The 18,120-nt window shown below is 71.6% G+C and carries 14 protein-coding genes; 6 read left to right on the top strand and 8 right to left on the bottom strand.

All coding sequences use genetic code 11. The annotated features are described in order from the left end of the window. Nucleotides 1-154 precede the first annotated feature (154 nt). Nucleotides 155-1,042, top strand: a complete 888-nt coding sequence (locus AB0D67_RS05765) for an AraC family transcriptional regulator (protein ID WP_362930320.1) — start codon at nucleotides 155-157, stop codon at nucleotides 1,040-1,042. Between the two features lie 13 nt (nucleotides 1,043-1,055). After that, nucleotides 1,056-1,403: a VOC family protein gene (locus AB0D67_RS05760; RefSeq protein WP_362930318.1), complete on the top strand. Its 348-nt coding sequence runs from the start codon at nucleotides 1,056-1,058 to the stop codon at nucleotides 1,401-1,403. 27 nt (nucleotides 1,404-1,430) lie between these two features. Here the strand turns inward: AB0D67_RS05760 and purU are convergent, their stop codons facing one another. The 3 genes from purU to AB0D67_RS05745 form a co-directional block, all read right to left on the bottom strand. Further along, nucleotides 1,431-2,285, bottom strand: coding sequence for a formyltetrahydrofolate deformylase (purU, locus tag AB0D67_RS05755; RefSeq protein ID WP_362930316.1), 855 nt, complete (start codon nucleotides 2,283-2,285; stop codon nucleotides 1,431-1,433). Between the two features lie 384 nt (nucleotides 2,286-2,669). Next, nucleotides 2,670-3,164 carry a GNAT family N-acetyltransferase gene (locus AB0D67_RS05750; RefSeq protein ID WP_362930314.1) on the bottom strand — a complete coding sequence of 165 codons (495 nt, stop codon included), beginning with the start codon at nucleotides 3,162-3,164 and terminating at the stop codon, nucleotides 2,670-2,672. Next, nucleotides 3,161-4,723, bottom strand: a complete 1,563-nt coding sequence (locus AB0D67_RS05745) for an XRE family transcriptional regulator (protein WP_362930312.1) — start codon at nucleotides 4,721-4,723, stop codon at nucleotides 3,161-3,163. The genes AB0D67_RS05750 and AB0D67_RS05745 overlap by 4 nt, the downstream gene beginning before the upstream one ends. Nucleotides 4,724-5,166: 443 nt before the next feature. Between AB0D67_RS05745 and AB0D67_RS05740 the strand changes: the two genes are divergently transcribed. The 4 genes from AB0D67_RS05740 to AB0D67_RS05725 all read left to right on the top strand — a co-directional run bounded on the left by AB0D67_RS05740 (nucleotide 5,167) and on the right by AB0D67_RS05725 (nucleotide 8,835). Then, complete coding sequence (locus AB0D67_RS05740; RefSeq protein WP_362930310.1) at nucleotides 5,167-5,349, top strand: hypothetical protein; 183 nt, start codon at nucleotides 5,167-5,169, stop codon at nucleotides 5,347-5,349. Nucleotides 5,350-5,928: 579 nt separating this feature from the next. Further along, nucleotides 5,929-6,804: a mechanosensitive ion channel family protein gene (locus AB0D67_RS05735; RefSeq protein WP_362930308.1), complete on the top strand. Its 876-nt coding sequence runs from the start codon at nucleotides 5,929-5,931 to the stop codon at nucleotides 6,802-6,804. Nucleotides 6,805-6,840: 36 nt separating this feature from the next. After that, on the top strand, nucleotides 6,841-7,239 hold the full coding sequence (locus AB0D67_RS05730) for a globin (RefSeq protein WP_362930306.1): 399 nt from the start codon (nucleotides 6,841-6,843) through the stop codon (nucleotides 7,237-7,239). A 66-nt stretch (nucleotides 7,240-7,305) separates the two neighbouring features. Further along, nucleotides 7,306-8,835 carry an alpha-amylase family glycosyl hydrolase gene (locus AB0D67_RS05725; RefSeq protein ID WP_362930304.1) on the top strand — a complete coding sequence of 510 codons (1,530 nt, stop codon included), beginning with the start codon at nucleotides 7,306-7,308 and terminating at the stop codon, nucleotides 8,833-8,835. A gap of 291 nt (nucleotides 8,836-9,126) precedes the next feature. Here the strand turns inward: AB0D67_RS05725 and ettA are convergent, their stop codons facing one another. From ettA to AB0D67_RS05700, 5 genes are all read right to left on the bottom strand, one after another. After that, nucleotides 9,127-10,791, bottom strand: a complete 1,665-nt coding sequence (gene ettA, locus AB0D67_RS05720) for an energy-dependent translational throttle protein EttA (RefSeq protein WP_362930302.1) — start codon at nucleotides 10,789-10,791, stop codon at nucleotides 9,127-9,129. 10 nt (nucleotides 10,792-10,801) lie between these two features. Beyond that, entirely contained in the window at nucleotides 10,802-12,115 is a 1,314-nt protein-coding gene (locus AB0D67_RS05715; protein WP_362930300.1) for a GGDEF domain-containing protein, read from the bottom strand. Nucleotides 12,116-12,594: 479 nt separating this feature from the next. Then, nucleotides 12,595-13,482 carry a single-stranded DNA-binding protein gene (locus AB0D67_RS05710; protein WP_362930298.1) on the bottom strand — a complete coding sequence of 296 codons (888 nt, stop codon included), beginning with the start codon at nucleotides 13,480-13,482 and terminating at the stop codon, nucleotides 12,595-12,597. A 193-nt stretch (nucleotides 13,483-13,675) separates the two neighbouring features. Continuing rightward, on the bottom strand, nucleotides 13,676-15,319 hold the full coding sequence (locus tag AB0D67_RS05705) for a YfjP family GTPase (RefSeq protein WP_362930296.1): 1,644 nt from the start codon (nucleotides 15,317-15,319) through the stop codon (nucleotides 13,676-13,678). Nucleotides 15,320-15,326: 7 nt separating this feature from the next. Beyond that, nucleotides 15,327-18,050, bottom strand: a complete 2,724-nt coding sequence (locus AB0D67_RS05700; protein WP_362930294.1) for a GTPase — start codon at nucleotides 18,048-18,050, stop codon at nucleotides 15,327-15,329. Between the last annotated feature and the right edge of the window lie 70 nt (nucleotides 18,051-18,120).

Raw genomic sequence — 18,120 nt, 5'->3', positions numbered from 1 at the left:
ACCAGGTGGGGGACGATGAGTCCCACGAAGACGATCGGCCCGCAGGCCGCGGTGGGGGGCCCCCCCCCCACCGGGTCCGCCCCCCACCATACCCTGCGGGTTCCCGCGGGGGGGGCGGCCCGCCCCCCGCCGCCGCCGTGGTTAGAGTGCGGTCGTGGAGGATGTCCCCGCCGACGGCCTAGGTGTCCTGGCGGGGCGGCCGAGTGCCGCCCCGCGGTCCGGCGTCACCCGCATCCAGGCCTACACCGAGCGACGCACCCGTCCCCTGATCCGGCGGCAGCCGCCGTTCGCCGGGGTGGTGCTGATCGTGGGGTGGGGGGCGCCGATCACCCTGACCGGCCCGGGCCCGGACGGCCCTCGGCGGCTCGTCTCCTTCGTCGGCGGCTTCCACGACGTCCCGGTCGACACCGTCACCGCCGGAGTCGCCGAGGGCGTTCAGGTCGATCTCACGCCGCTGGGCGCCAGGAGGCTGTTCGGGGTGCCGATGAGCGAACTGACGAACCGGGTGCTCCCGCTGGACGAGATGCTGGGGACATGGGCGGACACGATCGCCGAACGGCTGGCGGAGACGCCCGGCCGGGCCGCCCGTATCGCCCTCCTCGACGAGGCGCTCGCCCGGCGGATGCACGCGGCGCCCGCCGTCGACGCACGGGTCGGCCGAGCCTGGAGGCTCCTCAGCGCCACCGGCGGCACGATCTCCATCGCGGCCCTCGCCGGCGAGCTGGGGTGGAGCCACCGGCATCTGGTCTCCCGTTTCCGGGACCAGATCGGCCTCGCTCCGAAGGCGGCCGCGCGCGTCCTGCGATTCGAACGCGCCACGGCACGGCTGCGGACCGGGGCGCCCCCGGCGGAGGTGGCCGCGGCCTGCGGCTACTACGACCAGGCGCACATGAACCGTGACTTCAAAGTGATGGCCGGGGTCACCCCCGGAACTCTCGCGGCGTCCCCGCCGGTCGTGGAACAGGCCGGGGTGGGAGGAGGCAGGTCAGATTCGTCCAAGACGGTGCGGCCCGGCACCGGAAGGCTGGCGGCAGCCACGTGAAAGGAAGAATCACATGAGAACGGTGTACCCGCTGGTCCGTTATCGCGATCCTGGCGAAGCCGCCGACTGGCTGGTGCGGGCCTTCGGATTCGGCGTCCACGAGATCTCCAAGGGCGACGACGGGAAGGTCGAGCACGCCGAGCTGACCGCCGGCACCGGACTGATCATGATCGGGGCAGGCGAACCGGGCGGGCCGGGCGTCTACCTCGCGGTCGACGACCCCGACGCCCACCACGCCAGGTCTCTTTCGGCCGGGGCGCGGGTCACCATGGAACTGAACGACCAGCCCTACGGGTCGCGGGAGTACGCCTGCCGCGACCCGGAGGGGAACCACTGGTTCTTCGGGACCTACCGCCCCTGACCGGGCCGCGGCGGGCGACGGGCGGTCTCAGCGGGGGAAGACGATGGTCTTGTGGCCGTCGAGGAGGACCCGCTGCTCGCTGTGCCAGCGCACGGCGCGGGCGAGGACCTGGCACTCGACGTCGCGTCCGATGGCGGCCAGGTCGTCGGCGGAGTGGGTGTGGTTGACCCGCGCCACCTCCTGCTCGATGATCGGCCCCTCGTCGAGGTCGGCGGTGACGTAGTGGGCGGTCGCGCCGATCAGCTTCACCCCGCGCGAGTGGGCCTGGTGGTACGGCTTGGCCCCCTTGAACGACGGCAGGAACGAGTGGTGGATGTTGATCACGTTGCCGGCGAGCTTGACGCAGAGGTCCTCCGACAGCACCTGCATGTAGCGGGCCAGCACCACCAGGTCGGCGCGGTAGTGGTCGACCAGCGCCAGCACCTCCGCCTCCTGCCGGGCCTTGGTCTCGGCGGTGACCGGCAGGTGGTGGTAGTCGATGCCGTACGACTGGGTCAGCGGACGCATGTCGGGGTGGTTGGAGACCACGGCGACGATCTCGATGTCGAGCAGGCCCGAGCGGGTCCGGTAGAGGAGGTCGTTGAGGCAGTGGCCGAATCTGCTGACCATGACCAGCACGCGCGGCTTGACGGCGGTGTCGCGCAGCTTGAGGTCCATGCCGAACTCCGGTGCGAGCGCGGCGAGGGCGGTGCGCAGCTCGGCCTCGGGGATCGGTGAGGCGAACTGCACCCGCAGGAAGAACCGCCGGGCCACCGGATCGCCGAACTGCTGGCTCTCCAGGATGTTGCAGCCGTGCCCGGCCAGGAGACCGGAGACCGCGGCCACCACCCCGGGGCGGTCCGGGCAGGACAGGGTCAGCACGAACTCCGCCGCCGGGCTCATCGGCTCCGCCCGCCCGCCCGGCTCGCGCCGGCTCCGTCGACTCGCTCGCTCATGTTTCATCCCTGGAGGTCAGACCGTGAAGGTCGGATCGTACCGGTGCCACCATGCAGGGTACGACCCCTCCGTGGCCTGCGGGGGCCGATCGGGGGCCTCCGCGCGCCTTTCGCCGGCGCCGAACCCGCGCCACTGCCGGTGACGGTGACGGCGGGCCGGCTGCCTCAGCCCTCGTGGATGGCGCTGGCCGTGCCACTCAGCCGGACGGTGCCGGGCTTGTGGACAATGATCTTCTTCACCGTACCTCCAGGGAAAGGGGCCACAGGTACGAGAAGCGAGTATTCCGGGGCGGCGTCACGAGGCAAACATCAAATGCCGAAAGGGTCTGAATTATCGTTGATTCAACAAAGGTGATACGACTTCAACCAGCTCTTTTTCGCCATAAATCACCACACATCCCCCGCGTTCCTCTCGGCTGATCTCCCGCCAGCCGTACTTCCGGTACAGCTCGATCGCGGCGGGCTGGTTCAGCGTGGTGTCGCCGCGGAGCCGCGTGTAACCGAGCACGATCGCCCGCGCCTCCAGCTCCGCGACGATCCCGGCGCCGAATCCGCGCCGCTGGAATTCCGGATGCACCCGGATACGGCACATCTCGGCGGTCCGGTCGTCGATGCGGCGGAGCCCGCCCATGGCGACCACCCGTCCGCCGTCGACCTCCCCGACCAGGAACTCCCCCCGGTCCGCCAGGTAGATCTCGTGGATCCGCGGGAAGTCGTCCTCGTAGTAGACGCCGTCCCCCGGGGCGAGACCGACCTGCGCGAGGCAGATCTGGTGCAGCGCCCATACGGATTCGAGATCGGACCAGCGGTAACGCCGTACCCTCATGTGACCTCGCCCGTGATCGGGGCCGTCACCGAGGCGGTGCGCACCGCCTCCAGGTACTCCTTGAGGCCGGGGTGGCCCGGGGCGCGGGTCTCGACCGCCTTGGCGACCTCGTAGGCCCGCTGCATCAGGATGTCAGGCCTGCATCCCTCCCCCAGGCTCGTCAGCGCCGTCGTGGCGATCCGCAGCGCCTCCTCGACCTCGCCCTCCAGCAGCCGGCACTTGGCCCGGTCGAGCTTGATGATCGTCGGGTCGAGCCAGTCGGTCGGGCCGTACTTGGTGAGCGCCTGCTCCAGGATGAGGTCGGCCTCGATCGGCTGGCCCAGCCTGACGAGGGCGTCGCCCTGGTGGAAGTAGAGCTGGCGCTCGGTGTAGCCGAAGGTGGAGTCGTCCTGCTCGGAGGCGGTCATCTGGGAGAACGCCGCCCTGGCCCGCGACAGCGCCCGCTTGGCCTGGTCCACCACGTCCTTCTTGCCCCCGCCCGCCATCATCGCGAGCGCGCGGGCCTCGAAGACCGGAGCCATGGCCTGGGCCGCGCACGGCGTCTGCCCCGCCAGGTCCCGGCTCTTGCGCGCGAGGTTCAGCGCCTCGCGCGGATCCCCGTAGTACAGCGGCACCAGTGCCTCCCGGGCGATGACCCAGGCTCGCAGAGCACGGTCGCCGGTGTCGTCGGCGGCCGTCCGGCCCGTCCGGAAGAAGGATCGGGCCATCCTGTGGTCGCCCAGGTTGACCATGATCATGCCGCTGAGGCCGGCGAGCTGGGCCGCCATGCGGCACAGCCGCTCCTGCAGGTCGACCGGTTGCCGATGCTCCATGGCCTTGCGGACGGCGCTGAACTCCAGCAGCACGTCGCACAGCAGGCGCAGCGGCGGCGTGTTCATGTACTGCCGTCCGAAGCCGAGCGTGGCTTCCTCCCACTGGTCGAGCATCGCGGGCGAGACGGTGGCCGAGACCAGGGTCTCGTCCATCCTCCTGCGCACGTTCTCGACCGATCCGAGCAACTGGCCGTCCAGCGTCACGCCGGCGCCGGCCAGGAGCTGTAAAAGCGTCCTCCGTAGCACGTTCTCGTCCTCCTCGCCCCCGTTCGCGGAGGGGTCGCCGCCAGCCGGGCGGTTCAGCGGCTCGCGCGTACCGGGGAAAGTGTCGGGTCTTCTGTTCTGGGGATCGCTCCCGGCCACCACGGGCGCCTTGTGGTCGTGGCCGCAGATGCACGGACCGTCGTAGCCGAGAGAGGCCGGTTCGACCCGGTAGGCGGAGCACAGGTAGTGGAGGTACTCGGGACCGGGCCGCTTGAGCCCGCTCTCGTACGCGGACAGGAGCGTCTCGCCGATCCCCGGCGCCGCCTTGCCGTCGCGTTCGAACAGCGCCCGTATCTGCTCGATCACGTCGGCCAGCGCGACGCCGTGGGCGAGGCGGTGTCCCTTGATGCGGGTGGTCCCGAACTGCGGGCCGCACCTGTCGTAGATCTCCTCGGCGATCTGGGCGGGGACCTGCCCCGCCGCCAGGCCACGGGCCCGGATCTGCCGCGCTAATTCCGTCTCCCTGTGCTGCCTGCCGGACATTCCGGCCCCTCTCTGACGACCAGCCGGGCTGACTGGCGCACTTGACCGGTCCTCACCAGATGACACAGCGTGACTCTCACGTCGCACTGCGCCTACCGAGAATAATGACCCACGCTTGAGTTATTCGGAACGTGCAGATGAAGCCATTGGCTAAGGATCGTCCTCCGCCGGACTGTTTCTTTCAACCTGCTTGGGAGAAGGCATATCCCGATCTTGTTTTTCCCACGTTGACCCTTCACGACTGGTGAGTCATCTTTGGCCAACCAGCGCCGATTCGCACAGCTAGGCGAACCGGATTCGGTGCGGTATCGACCAGAAAACGAGGAGGGGACGAGGTGGGGGAAGACGACTTCGGACACCTAGAGCGATTGGTGTCAGAACTTGACTCCCGAGGACTTCACGCACGATTGGTGCGTACCCGATCGGGTCGCCCCTTTGTCCGTGTGATCAACCCGAACGCGACCAGCCTGGCGGAGAACGTCACCTGCCGAGCGCAGCCGGCCACGAGCCCCTTCCCCCCGGACGTGTACTACTGGTGGTCCTGGGGAGAGCGGATGCACACGGTCGAGGATCCCGCCGGTGCGGCGACCAAGGTCGCACGAGTGCTCGCCGCGGTGGGGGAGTGACACCGGCGGCGGGCGGGGACGGGGTCGCAGCCGTCCGTGTCCGCCGCGCCCACCGCGGTCCGACGGGGGCGGCGGGGTGATCCGGTGCGGAGCGTCCTCGGACGCTGGGCACCCCGCCGACCTCCCCGAAACCCGCCGTGAAGGAGAGACCGGCGCCCCCTTCCGCCGCGTCCCCTTCCACGGCGCCCACGAAGCCACCGCCCGGATCCGTCCGGGCGGAGGCCGGAGTGATCCCTCCCGGGAACGGCACGGGACACGCTTCCGGGTGCGTGCCCCGGCCGGGCCGTCCGCCACCGGGTCGTCTCCGGATCCGCCCCCGCGGCCCCGGTCCGGGCGTCCCCGTCTTCCCCGGCGCGATGTGACGGCGGCCGGATCGGTCGGCAATATGGACGGGCAACGCGAGTTGCCCGTTTCGCCTACCGATCCGATCCGGGAGGGATCCACTCCGTGTTCCTGCTCGCCCCCGCCCCCACTCCCACCCCGACGCCCACCGGGGTGCCGGGAGTAGAGGAACTTCTCGACATGAGTGCGGGCCTTACCAAGGGATGTGAGAACGGCGGGGGGCTAATCTGCAATCTCATGCAGTCCGTCCTGCCCGCCGCCTGGGCGCCCGCGGTCGCCGGCGCGATCGCCATCGTCCTCGTCGTCCTCGTCGCACTGATCACCCGGAACGTCGCCAACCGCCTGATCACCCGGGTGGTGCGCCGCGCCTCCGCCTCCAACGGCGGCTCGATCGCCGGCCGGTTGCGCGGCAAGCAGAACATCCCGCTGGAGGGTCTCGACGCGGTCGCCGCCGAGCGGCGCAGGCAGCGGGCGGAGACCATCGGCTCGGTGCTGCGGTCGGTCGCCTCGGTCGTCATCCTCGGCACCGCCGTGCTGACCGTCCTGGAGCGACTGTCGGTCCCCATCGCGCCCCTGCTCACCAGCGTCGGAATCGTCGGCGTGGCCGTGGGCTTCGGCGCCCAGGAACTCGTCAAGGACTTCATCGCCGGCATGTTCATGCTCCTGGAGGACCAGTACGGCGTGGGCGACGTGATCGACGCGGGCGCCGCCGCCGGCACCGTCGAGGCGGTCACCCTGCGCATCACCCGGCTGCGCGACAGCGACGGCCGGGTCTGGTACGTCCGCAACGGCACCATCCTCCGGATCGGCAACGAGTCGCAGGGGTGGGCCCGCGCCGTCGTGGACGTCCCGGTGGCCTACGCCTCCGACATCCCCGCGGTCCGGGAGCTGCTCCAGCAGGTGGTCGACGACATGTGGGGCGACCCCGCCTACCGCGACGTCATCCTGGTCGAGGAGCCGCAGGTCTGGGGCATCGAGCAGATCTCCGACACCGCGATCGTCTTCCGGATCAGCGCCAAGACGATCCCCTCCCGGCAGTCCGAGATCGCCCGCGAGCTCCGCCTCCGGGTCAAGTCGGCCCTGGACCGCGCGGCCATCACGATCGCCGGCTGACGCCGCCGGGGTCCGGCGTCGCTTAGGCTTGGAGCCGTGTCCGCTATCCCCGAGGAACCACAGTCCTTCTACGACGCCGTCGGCGGCGAGGAGACCTTCCGCCGTCTCGTCCACCGCTTCTACGAAGGCGTCGTGAAAGACCCGCTGCTGTGGCCGCTCTACCCCGAAGAGGACCTCGCCGGGGCCGAGGACCGGCTCACCCTCTTCCTGATGCAGTACTGGGGCGGCCCGAACACCTACAGCGCGCAGCGCGGCCACCCGCGGCTGCGGATGCGGCACAACCCGTTCGTCATCGGCCCGGCCGAACGCGACGCCTGGCTGCGGCACATGCACGACGCGGTGGTCTCGCTGGAGCTTCCCGAGGAGGCGGAGAAGCGCCTGTGGGACTACCTGGTGTACGCCGCCCACAGCATGGTCAACGCGCCGGGCGTCTGACCGACGGGGTGGTAACGGCAGGGTCTCCGACGCATAAACCGCATCGGGCCAGGGCAATCCAAGCACATGGAAATCCCCTGGTGGCGTGATGCCGTCGTCTACGAGATCTATGTTCGCAGCTTCGCCGACGCCTCAGGAGACGGCGTCGGCGATCTGCCCGGCATAAGGCAGCGTCTTCCCTACCTCGCCGAGCTCGGCGTGGACGCGATCTGGTTGGCCCCCTTCTACCCCTCCCCCATGGCCGACGGCGGCTACGACGTAGCCGACTACCGTGACGTCGACCCGCTGTTCGGCACCCTGGCCGACTTCGACGCGCTCGTGAGCGACGCGCACGCGCTGGGGCTGCGGGTGATCGTCGACATCGTGCCCAACCACAGCTCCTCCGAGCACCCCTGGTTCAGGGCGGCGCTGCGGGGTGAGGGCCGGGACCGCTACGTCTTCCGCGAGGGCGGGGACGAGCCGCCCAACAACTGGCAGTCGACCTTCAGCGGCCCGGCATGGACGAAGACCCCCGACGGGCAGTGGTACCTCCACCTGTTCGCGCCGGAGCAGCCCGACTTCAACTGGCGCCACCCCGACGTGCACGCCGAGTTCCTCGACGTGCTGAGGTTCTGGCTGGACCGCGGGGTGGACGGGTTCCGGATCGATGTGGCGATGGGCCTCTACAAGGCCGACGGCCTGCCCGACCTGCCCCCCGAGGACCAGGCGTTCCGGTCCGAGTCGCCGATCTGGGGGCGTCCCGAGGTGCACGAGGTGTACCGGGAGTGGCGCAAGGTCCTCGACTCCTACCCCGGGGAGCGGATGGCGATCGGCGAGGTGTGGACCGACTCCGCCGAGGACCTCGCCCTGTACCTGCGTCCCGACGAGCTGCACCAGAGCTTCAACTTCGCCTGGCTGGAGGCGCCGTGGTCGGCCACGGCGTTCCGGAAGGTCATCGACGACACCCTGGCGGCGGTTACCGCTCCGACGTGGGTGCTGTCCAACCACGACGTGGTCCGCCACGTCACCCGGTACGGCGAGGGCCTGCCGAACTCCACGGCCGGCCTGGCCCGCGCCAGGGCCGCCCTGCTCGCCATGCTGGCCCTGCCGGGGTCGGCATATCTGTACCAGGGGGAGGAACTCGGACTCCCCGAGGTGAAGGATCTTCCCCCGGAGGTGCGCCAGGACCCCGTCTTCCGCCGCTCCGAGGGTTCGCTGCCGGGCCGGGACGGGTGTCGGGTGCCGCTGCCCTGGTCGGGTACGGCCGCGCCGTACGGCTTCTCACCCGACGGGGCGGGGGCGTGGCTGCCGCAGCCGGGCGACTGGGCCGCGCTGACCGCCGAACGGCAGGCCGCCGACCCGGGATCGACCCTGCACTTCTACAAGGAGGCGCTGCGCGCCCGGCGCGAGCTGCGCGGCGCCCTGCCCGGCGGGATCACCTGGCTCGACTCCCCCGAGGACGCCCTCGTCTTCACCCGCGGCCCGCTGACGTGCGTCCTCAACTGCGGCACCGAGGCGGTGCCGCTTCCCCCGCACGAGCACGTGCTGATCGGCAGCGCGCCGGTGGACGGCTATCTGCTCCCCCCGGACACCGCCGCCTGGCTGCACACGCCCTGACCCGGCGGGCGGCCGGGCCCGGACGCGTGAAGCCACCCGGGCACGCGAGGCCGTCTCGCCGTGCGAAACGGCCGGAGGCGTGAGGCGGCCCGGACACATGAGACGGCCGGAGGCGTGAGGCGGCCAGTACATATGAGGCGGGCCGGCGGCCCGCGGCCGGGGGGGGGGGGGGGGGCCGCGGGCGGGGGCGGGGGGGGGGGGGGGGGGGGTGGGTTGGCGCCCTCATGCCGGCGGGGGGCGCCCCCCGCCCGGCGGGGGGGGGGGCCCCCCCCCGCCTCATGCCGTTCCGCGTCAGTCGCGGGTGAGCTTGCGGTAGGTGACGCGGTGCGGGCGCGCCGCGTCGGCCCCCAGGCGCTCGATCTTGTTCTTCTCGTAGTCGGCGAAGTTGCCCTCGAACCAGAACCAGTCGGAGTCGCCCTCCCACGCCAGGATGTGGGTGGCGATGCGGTCGAGGAACCACCGGTCGTGCGAGGTGATGACCGCGCAGCCCGGGAACTCGAGCAGCGCGTTCTCCAGGCTGGAGAGCGTCTCGGTGTCGAGGTCGTTGGTGGGCTCGTCCAGCAGCAGCACGTTGCCGCCCTGCTTGAGGGTCAGCGCCAGGTTGAGCCGGTTGCGCTCGCCACCGGACAGGACACCGGCCTTCTTCTGCTGGTCCGGGCCCTTGAAGCCGAACGCGGCGATGTAGGCGCGCGACGGCATCTCCACCTGGCCGACCTTGATGTGGTCGAGCCCGTCGGAGACGACCTCCCAGACGTTCTTCTGCGGGTCGATGCCTCCGCGGCTCTGGTCGGCGTAGGAGATCTGGACGGTCTCACCGACGATGATCTTCCCGCTGTCCGGCGTCTCCCCCCCGGTGATCATCCGGAACAGGGTGGTCTTGCCGACGCCGTTGGGACCGATGACGCCGACGATGCCGTTGCGGGGCAGGTCGAACGACAGGTCGTCCATCAGGACACGGTCGCCGAAGCCCTTGGTGAGGTTCTCGGACCGGATGACCGTGGTGCCCAGGCGCGGGCCGGGCGGGATCTGGATCTCCTCGAAGTCCAGCTTGCGGTGCTTGTCGGCCTCGGCGGCCATCTCCTCGTAGCGCTGCAGACGCGCCCGGCTCTTGGTCTGGCGGGCCCTGGCGTTGGAGCGGACCCACTCCAGCTCCTCCTCCAGGCGCTTCTTGCGCTTGGCGTCCTTCTGGCCCTCCAGCTTGAGCCGCGCCGTCTTCGCCTCCAGGTAGGTGGAGTAGTTGCCCTCGTAGGCGTGGCAGCGGCCGCGGTCGAGCTCCAGGATCCAGCCGGCCACGTTGTCCAGGAAGTAACGGTCGTGGGTGACGGCCAGGACGGTGCCGGGGTACTTCTCCAGGTGCGACTCCAGCCACTGGACGCTCTCGGCGTCGAGGTGGTTGGTGGGCTCGTCGAGCAGAAGCAGGTCGGGCTGCTCCAGCAGCAGCTTGCACAGCGCGACCCGGCGGCGCTCGCCACCGGAGAGCGTGGTGACGTCGGCGTCCGGGGGCGGGCAGCGCAGGGCGTCCATCGCCTGTTCGAGCTGGCTGTCGAGATCCCACGCGTTGCGGTGGTCGATGACCTCCTGGAGCTTGCCCATCTCCTCCAGCAGCTCGTCGCTGTAGTCGGTGGCCATCAGCTCGCTGATCTCGTTGAACCGCTCAAGCATGGCCTTGGTCTCGGCGACGCCCTCCTCGACGTTGCCGAGCACCGTCTTCGACTCGTTCAGCGGGGGCTCCTGCTGGAGCATGCCGACGGTGAAGCCGGGCATGAGCCGGGCGTCGCCGTTGGACGGCTGCTCCAGACCCGCCATCATCTTCAGCAGCGTCGACTTTCCGGTGCCGTTGGGGCCCAGGACGCCGATCTTGGCGCCCGGCAGGAACGACAAGGTGACGTCGTCGAGGACGACCTTGTCGCCGTGCGCCTTGCGCACGCGCTGCAATGTATAGATGTACTCCGGCATGACTTCTAGCTTAGGGCCTCTCGGGCTTTGCTAGGGGCGGCCGGGGTCCGGGGCCGGTGGGCCGGGGAATCACGGCGACGGGAAGGCAGATCCGGTCGCGGCCCATCTCCTTGGCCTGGTAAAGAGCGAGGTCCGCGGCGGCGAGCAACTCGATCAGGTCGTCTCCGTGCATGCTCATGATCGCGACGCCGGCGGAGATCGTCACCGTGACGAGATTGTCGTCGGCGGGGACCGCCATCCGCCCGATGCGGGACCGCAGCCGCTCGGCGACCCTGCGCGCCTCGGTCACATCGGCCCGGGGCAGCAGGACGACGAACTCCTCGCCTCCGAACCGGCCCACCACGTCGTAGTCCCGCAGCTGGCTGCGGATGGTCGAGGCGACGCCGGCCAGCACCTGGTCGCCGACCAGGTGGCCGTAGGTGTCGTTGACCCGCTTGAAGTGGTCGATGTCCACGATCAGCAGGGCCAGCGTCTCCCCCGTGCGTCGGGCCCGGACGATCTCGGTGTCGGCCTCGCGCTGCCAGGCCGCCGCGTTGAGCAGGCCGGTCTTCGGGTCGGTGCGGGCCGCGGCCTGGAGCTGGGCGTGCAGCAGGCTGCGCTGGAGCAGCATCACCGGCGGCAGCGCCAGCACCAGCAGGGCGAGGTTGAGCCCGGAGGTGATGGCGACGAGGATGCCGACGCACAGCTCGACCACGTCGAGCAGCAGGTTCTCCCGGTTCCACAGCACCTCCCTCCAACGGCTGTCGGGCGCCGCCGCGTGCGCGGCGACGGCGATCAACGCGGTGTTGAGCACCGTGAACAGGGCCGCGCACCCCACGGCGACGAGGATCGGCACCCCGGCCCCGGTGGTCAGCGCGCTCAGATCGCCCACGACGGAGTGGAACAGCACCGAGGCCGAGCACGCGGCCAGGCCGATGGCGGCCGAGCTGAAGACCCGCCGGTAGGCCACCGTCTCGCGCACGCGCTTCTGCAGCAGGATCTGGAGCGGGATCGGCGACAGCAGCGCGTACACCGGAGGCAGCAGCAACGCGACGGGCAGCCACCAGGCCGACAGCAGGTCGCGCGAGACGCCGGCGGGCATGCCGAGCCTGCGGGTCGCCTCGATGCAGACGGCACCGCACGCCATCAGCGCGGTGAAGGTGAGCACGTCGTGCCAGCGGAAGGCCGTCGAGACGGCGAAGAAGCCGACGGCGAGGAAATCGAGCGCTACGATCGCGCAAAGATAGACGACCAGTGGACGGCGCTGCCCAAGCAAGGGCCAGCGATCAGCCAAGGCCGTCACACCGTCACGCGGTTTGACCGAGGTGTGACCGGGTGCCGTCATGTCGCCCCCTTCTCCGACTAACGATGTGTAACACGATAGTTGCGGAGTGTGCGGCGCGCGACGGGAACCGCTACCTTGAGCGGGTGGGCGCGTGTCTCGACGGCCCACGAGCGAAAGGACCCGCTCCCCGCCGAGCGGACCGCGTGGGAAAGGAGCAGCCATGCTGCGGGGTGTGACCTGGACCTGACAGGTGCTCCGGCATCTGGCACGGGCAAGACCATCGGGCCGTCTCAACCGGCGCCACCGCCCTCCCGGCGGAGCACCGGCCGCGTCCGGCCGATGCCCCCTCACCCCTCGGGTCTCCCGGGGACACCGCCCGGCACCGGAAGCCCACCGCGGGAACCTCGTCATCCGGCGAACACCTCTTCCAGGCCGGGGCGCCTTCGGCCCGGAACACCCGCCCAGGCCGACGTCACCGTCGGACCGGACCGTCCCCCTGCGGCCGGTCGGCTCGCTCCCAGGCCGATCCGGCCGCCGGTTCAGGCCGCCGCGCGCACCTCGACGGGCCACGGCGTCTCGTCCGCCTCCTCCTGCACCGGTGACTCCCGCCTCTGGGATCTCCGTCCTGAGGGCCTCCGCGCGGCCTCGCCGGGGGCCTCCCCGCCGGCCCTCCCCACAGCGGCACCCTCACCGGCGGCCCGCTCCGCTCCTGTGGCCTCCTCCCCGGGCCGCTCCACCGGGGACTCCACGGTGGAGTCCCCGGTGGATTTCACGGTGGATTTCACGACGGCCCCCGCGCCGGCCTCCTCCATGCCGGTCCTCTCCGCCCCCGTCCCACCGGTCGCGTCGTGCACCGCCGGATCCTGGCCGCCCACGGCGCCGTCGCCGGACCGGACCAGCGTGAAGGCTCCCGGAGGAGACACCGCCGCGGCGTCCGGGGCGGATCCCGCCGCGCCACCGGGAACGGGTGCGGACGTGAGGGCCGCCGTGCCGCCCATGGCCCAGTCGTGCGTCCCGTGGTCGAGCTCGCTCCGCTCGTCGCGGCCCAGCGACGGGGCGTTCCCGCCCCGCATCGGCTTGGTGAAGCTCCCGAGGCCCCAACGCAGGTCGTGGCCGAGTGAGTTGGCCTCCACCTCGGGCATGAAACGACGCTCGCCCTCGTGGACGAACTCGCGTATCCGCAACCGCCCCTGCACGACGATCGGCTGGCCGAGCCGTACCGACTGGGCGACGTTGTCGGCGAGCCCACGGAAGCAGCGGACGCCGAAGTACGTCGTCTCGCCGTTGCACCACTGCTGGTTGTCCCTGTCGAAGTAACGACTGGTCGAGGCGACCTTGAGCGAGGTGACCCGGCTTCCGTCGGGGAAGGTGTGCTGGCGCGGCGGCGCCGCGACGTTGCCGGTCAGCGTGATCTGGATGTCGTTCATCGTGATCTCCCGTGAAGGCGGGCGGGCTGCCCGCGGCCTGAGGACACGATGGCCCGTGCCGCCATCGGCACGGGCCTCCGAACGTCGTTCTGTGGATGACCGCGTGATCACGCCCCGGCCCTGTGGACAACCCCGGCCCCACAGAGAACGCAGACAACGCAGGGAACGCCTGAAACGCGAAGAACGGAAGACGTCACCCCTGGACGCCGCGCATGGCGGCGTAGAACTCGTTGTACCTGCTCAGCTCCTTCTCCACCGGATCGATCACCAGCTCTCCGGCCACCGCGGCCACCCTGCGGCGCATCTCCCGTTCCAGGCGCTCCCGCTCGTTCTCCGCCCGCATCGCGACGATGTTGCGGGCGGCCGTGGCGGAGAGCAGGCCGAGCCCCAGGACCGAGAACATCATCAGCCCCACCCACGGCAGCGAGGCCGCGTCCGCGAAGAACTCCAGCGCCGCGGGCGGCTTCCCCGCGCCGAACACTCCGTAGGCGAGAGCCGTACCCGCCCAGGCGAGACCGGCCACGAAGAGCAGGACGAGCAGGTACTGCCAGACCCGCGCCAGCCGCCACCAGGCGGGGACCCGGTCGAGGCGCGGCGCGACCTCCGACAGCTCCTCGGAGAGCACCCCGGGAAGCCGGTCCGCGTGGGAACGCGCCGCGTCCCTGATCCCGTTGCGCCACGCCTCGTGCATACCGGTGGTCAGGCCGTCGGCCAGGGCGTGCACCGCGTTGTCCACCTCGGCGGGCTGGGCGCTGACCGCGCCCCCGGTCAGGCCGCGGATCTCCTCCTTCAGCCCGCCCAGGCGCAGGCTGCTCAGCGGGTCGGGCCGGAGCGCGGCGATCCAGCGGGCGTACGGCCAGCCCAGCCACTCCGTCGCCCGCACGCCGTACACGTTCTCCATGGCCTCTCCGACGGCGGGCACGCCGACGGCGTCGCAGAGGGCGTCGGTCAGGCCGATCCTGCGGGCCTCGTCGACGGACGCGGCGGCGGCCGGGGCTCCCTCCGCGGGCATGGCCTTCGTCAGCCGCGCGGTGAGCCGGTCCAGGTCGGCCTCGATGCGCTGGACCGCCGCACGGCGCCTTGTGACGGTCTCGGCGAGGACGGCCTTCAGCTCATCGACGCCCTCCCCGGTGAGCGCGGAGGTGGTGACGATGACGGGGTCGGTGACCCCTTCGCGGCGCAGCAGGTCCGCCAGGTCGGAGACGCACTCGGCCCGCTCCTCCGGCTCCAGGCGGTCGGCCTGGTTGAGCACGAAGATCGTCACCGCGTCGTGCCCGGCCAGCTCGGTGACGTAGCGGCGGTGGGTGGAGGCGTCGGCGTACTTCTGCGGGTCGAGCACCCACACCACGAGGTCGGCGATCTGGATGAGCCGGTCCGCCTCGGTGTCGGTGAGCGCCCGGATGGAGTCGTGGTCGGGCAGATCGAGCAGGATCAGCCCGTGCAACCGGCCCTCCCCCCGGTCCAGCGCGCTGGCCCTGGCGAAACGGTGCCGCCACTGGATCTGCAGCCAGTCGAGCAGCGGACCGGCGCCGTCCAGGCCCCACACGCAGGCGTGAGTACGGGCCGTCGTGGGGCGGCGGACCCCGGTCGGCGACAGCTCCAGGCCGGAGACCGCGTTGAACAGGGTCGACTTGCCGCTTCCCGTGCCTCCGGCGAGCGCGACCACGGTGTGCTCGGAGGAGAGCTTGAGCCGGTCTCCGGCGCGCAGCAGCAGTCGCCCCGAGCCGCTGAGGATCTCGGGGTCGACCCTGTCCGGTCCCAGCTCCACGACCCGGGCCAGTGCGGCGAGCCTGACGCCGATTCCCTGCCGGGTACGGGTGGTGCCAACGGTGGTCATCGCTCGCTTACCGTTCCTCGTTCACCGCGGGGGCACCTCGCCCCGCGCGGACCACTTCAAGGTTGTACGCCGCCTGGTAGAGGCGGGTGGCGGCGGACTCGTCCGGCACACCCGCGCCGTCGAGGACCCGGGTGTGACGCGACGTCTCGTCGTCGAAGATCGCGCCGATCCGGGCGTGCAGGTCGCTGCGGGCCCTGGCGCCGATGGTCCGCACCGCCTCGGCACCCAGCAGGGCGTTGACGAGCCGTTGCGGCAGGGTTCCCGAACCGGGCCCGGCGGCCTCCGCCGGACCGTGCCCGAGGAGGCCCACCGTGAAGACCAGCGCCAGCGACTCGACGTCGAACGAGACCAGCCGCGCCACCGACCGCTTGCTCACGCCCTCGGTGCGGATCAGCTCGACGATGTGGTCCTGCCAGGCGGCGATGGTACGGCCGGTCCTGCGCGCCAGGTCGTCGGAGGCGCGGCCGAGATCCGGGGCGGCCGCCAGGATCTTCTCCGTGCCGGGCCGCTGCGACCAGCGCGAGACGGCCTCCTCGGAGGCCCGCTGCGCCGCCGAGATGACGACGGACTCCAGGCCCGCACGGAGCGCCGCCTTCAGCGCGGTGATCCGCTCGGGGGCCTGCCGGTCCGCCTTGCCCGCGAACCGGCCGGGCCTGCGCAGATGCAGGGTCCGCATGAGGTCGCCCGAGCCCGCGAAGTCCTGCCAGCGGGCGAGCACCTCGCCGCAGAGCAGCGAGCCGTCGCCGGTCGCCTTCTCGATCGCGGCCAGCGCCCCGCCGTAGACGGCGTCCACGTCCCGGCGGAGCTCACCCCGGAACGCGACCTGGAACTCCAGTTGCCGGGCCAGCGCGGGCATCCGGGTGCGGAAACTGTCGAGCACCCCGGACAACGTCGCCTGTACGGCCCGCGCCCGGCGCTGCTCGTCGATGGACAGCCCGGTCAGCCAGTCGCGGAGCTCGGCGACCTCGTGGACGGGGAGCATGCCGCCGGTGACCTTGCTCTCCTCGACGACGAAGCGTTCGACGTCGCCCAGGCCGTACTCGGCCAGCATCCTGAAGAAGTGCTTGGTGACCACGTCACGCGACCTGGGCGGCACCCGGGAGAGCACGATGGCCAGCTCGGCCCCGCGTTCCTTGGCCAGACGCAGCAGTCGCCACGCCGGGGCGTCGGCGTAACGAGTCGCTGTGGTGACAAATATCCATAAATCGCCCACGTCGAGCATGCGGTGGGCGATCTCATGGTGCTCCTCGACGACCGAGTCGATGTCCGGGGTGTCGAGCAGGGCCATGCCCGCCGGAAGACTCTCCGCGGGAGCGAGCACCAGGGAGTCACGGCCGACCGCGGCCGGGACGGTCTCCTGCCTGCGCAGGCTTCCCAGCACGTCGCCCTTGGCGAACCAGTCCCGGTCGTCGGGGTGACAGGCGAGAACCGGGGTGGCGGTGGTCGGACGGCGCACGCCGGTGGGGCTGACCCGGGCCCCGGACAGGGTGTTGAGCAGTGTGGACTTGCCCGCGCCGGTCGAGCCCGCGATGACCACCAGCGCGGGGGCGGTGCTCGTACGGACCCGGGGGATCACGTAGTCGTCGAGCTGGGCGAGGACCTCCTCCTGAGCCCGCCGCGACTCCTCGGCCCCGGGGAGGTCGAGGCCGAACCTCAGGCCGGTGACGCCCTCGCGCACGGCGGTCAGCGCGCGGCTCAGGAGGCCGGCGGCGGCGTCGGGCAGCGGGATCTCCCGCATCCGGTCCGGGCCGTCCGCGGAACGCGGGGCGGGTGCGGAACGCGGGGCGGGTGCGGGACCCGGGGCGGACGCGGGACCCGGGGCGCGCACGGAACGCGGGTCGTGTGCGGCGACCGAGCCCTCATCGGGCGCCGGATCCCGGACGGGCTCCGTGTCCTCTCCGAGGCCCGGACCACGCGCGGGATCCGGGACCTGCTCGGGGTCCGAGACTTGCGCGGGGTCCGGGGCCCGCGCGATGTCCGGGACCTGCGCGGCCCCGGACACGACGGGCTCCGAATCGGGTACGGCCTCGGAGACGACGGGATCCCGGACGTCCCCGGAAGTCCGGTCACGCACGGACTCAGAGGCGGGTACGGCCTCGGACACGACGGGGTCCTGGACATCCGCGAGGACCTGATCGTGTACGGGATCCGAGTCGTCCACGCGGTCCGAGTCGTCTGCATGGTCTGAGTCGTCCACGTGGTCCGAGTGGCCGACGAGGTCCGGGTCGTCCACGTGGTCCGGGTCGTCCACGTGGTCCGAGTCGCCGACGAGGTCCGGGCCGTCGGCCGGGCCGGCCACGACGTGAGCGGGCGCGGCCCCGGTGGTCTCCCCGTTCTCGCCGGGACCCTCGCCTGCGTCGTCGGTGCGGGCGGACGTGGACGCCTCCCCGGACCGGTCCGGGGAGGGAGGCGCGGAGGTCGCGCCCTCGGGAGGGCCTGGAGAGGCCTCGGGAGAGCCTGCGGAGGTCGTGTCCTCGGGAGAGCCTGGAGAGGAGGCCGGGGCGTCGCCCGCAGGGGCCTTCTCCACGGGAGCGCTGCTCACGGGGGTGGCCGATGAGGCTTCATGACCGCCCGCCGGCGACGCGGGCGCGTCTCCGGTCAGGGCCGCGATCCTCGCCTGGGCCGCCGCCGCGGCGGCACGGAAGGCGGCCATCGGATCATCGGCCGTCGCGGCGGCGCGGAAGTCCGCGAGCGGGTCGCCCGTCGGCGGGCCGGCGGGACCGTTCGCCATCGGGGAGGCGGCTCCACTTCGCGGGGGCACCTCACCCGAGGGCCGGGCAGGCGCGTCCGCGGGCCGTCCG

The organism is Streptosporangium sp. NPDC048047, assembly GCF_040653115.1.
In the GTDB taxonomy this organism is placed as follows: domain Bacteria; phylum Actinomycetota; class Actinomycetes; order Streptosporangiales; family Streptosporangiaceae; genus Streptosporangium.
The sequence above is the reverse complement of the archived record's forward strand: the minus strand, read 5'-3'. Positions and strand labels throughout refer to the sequence as shown.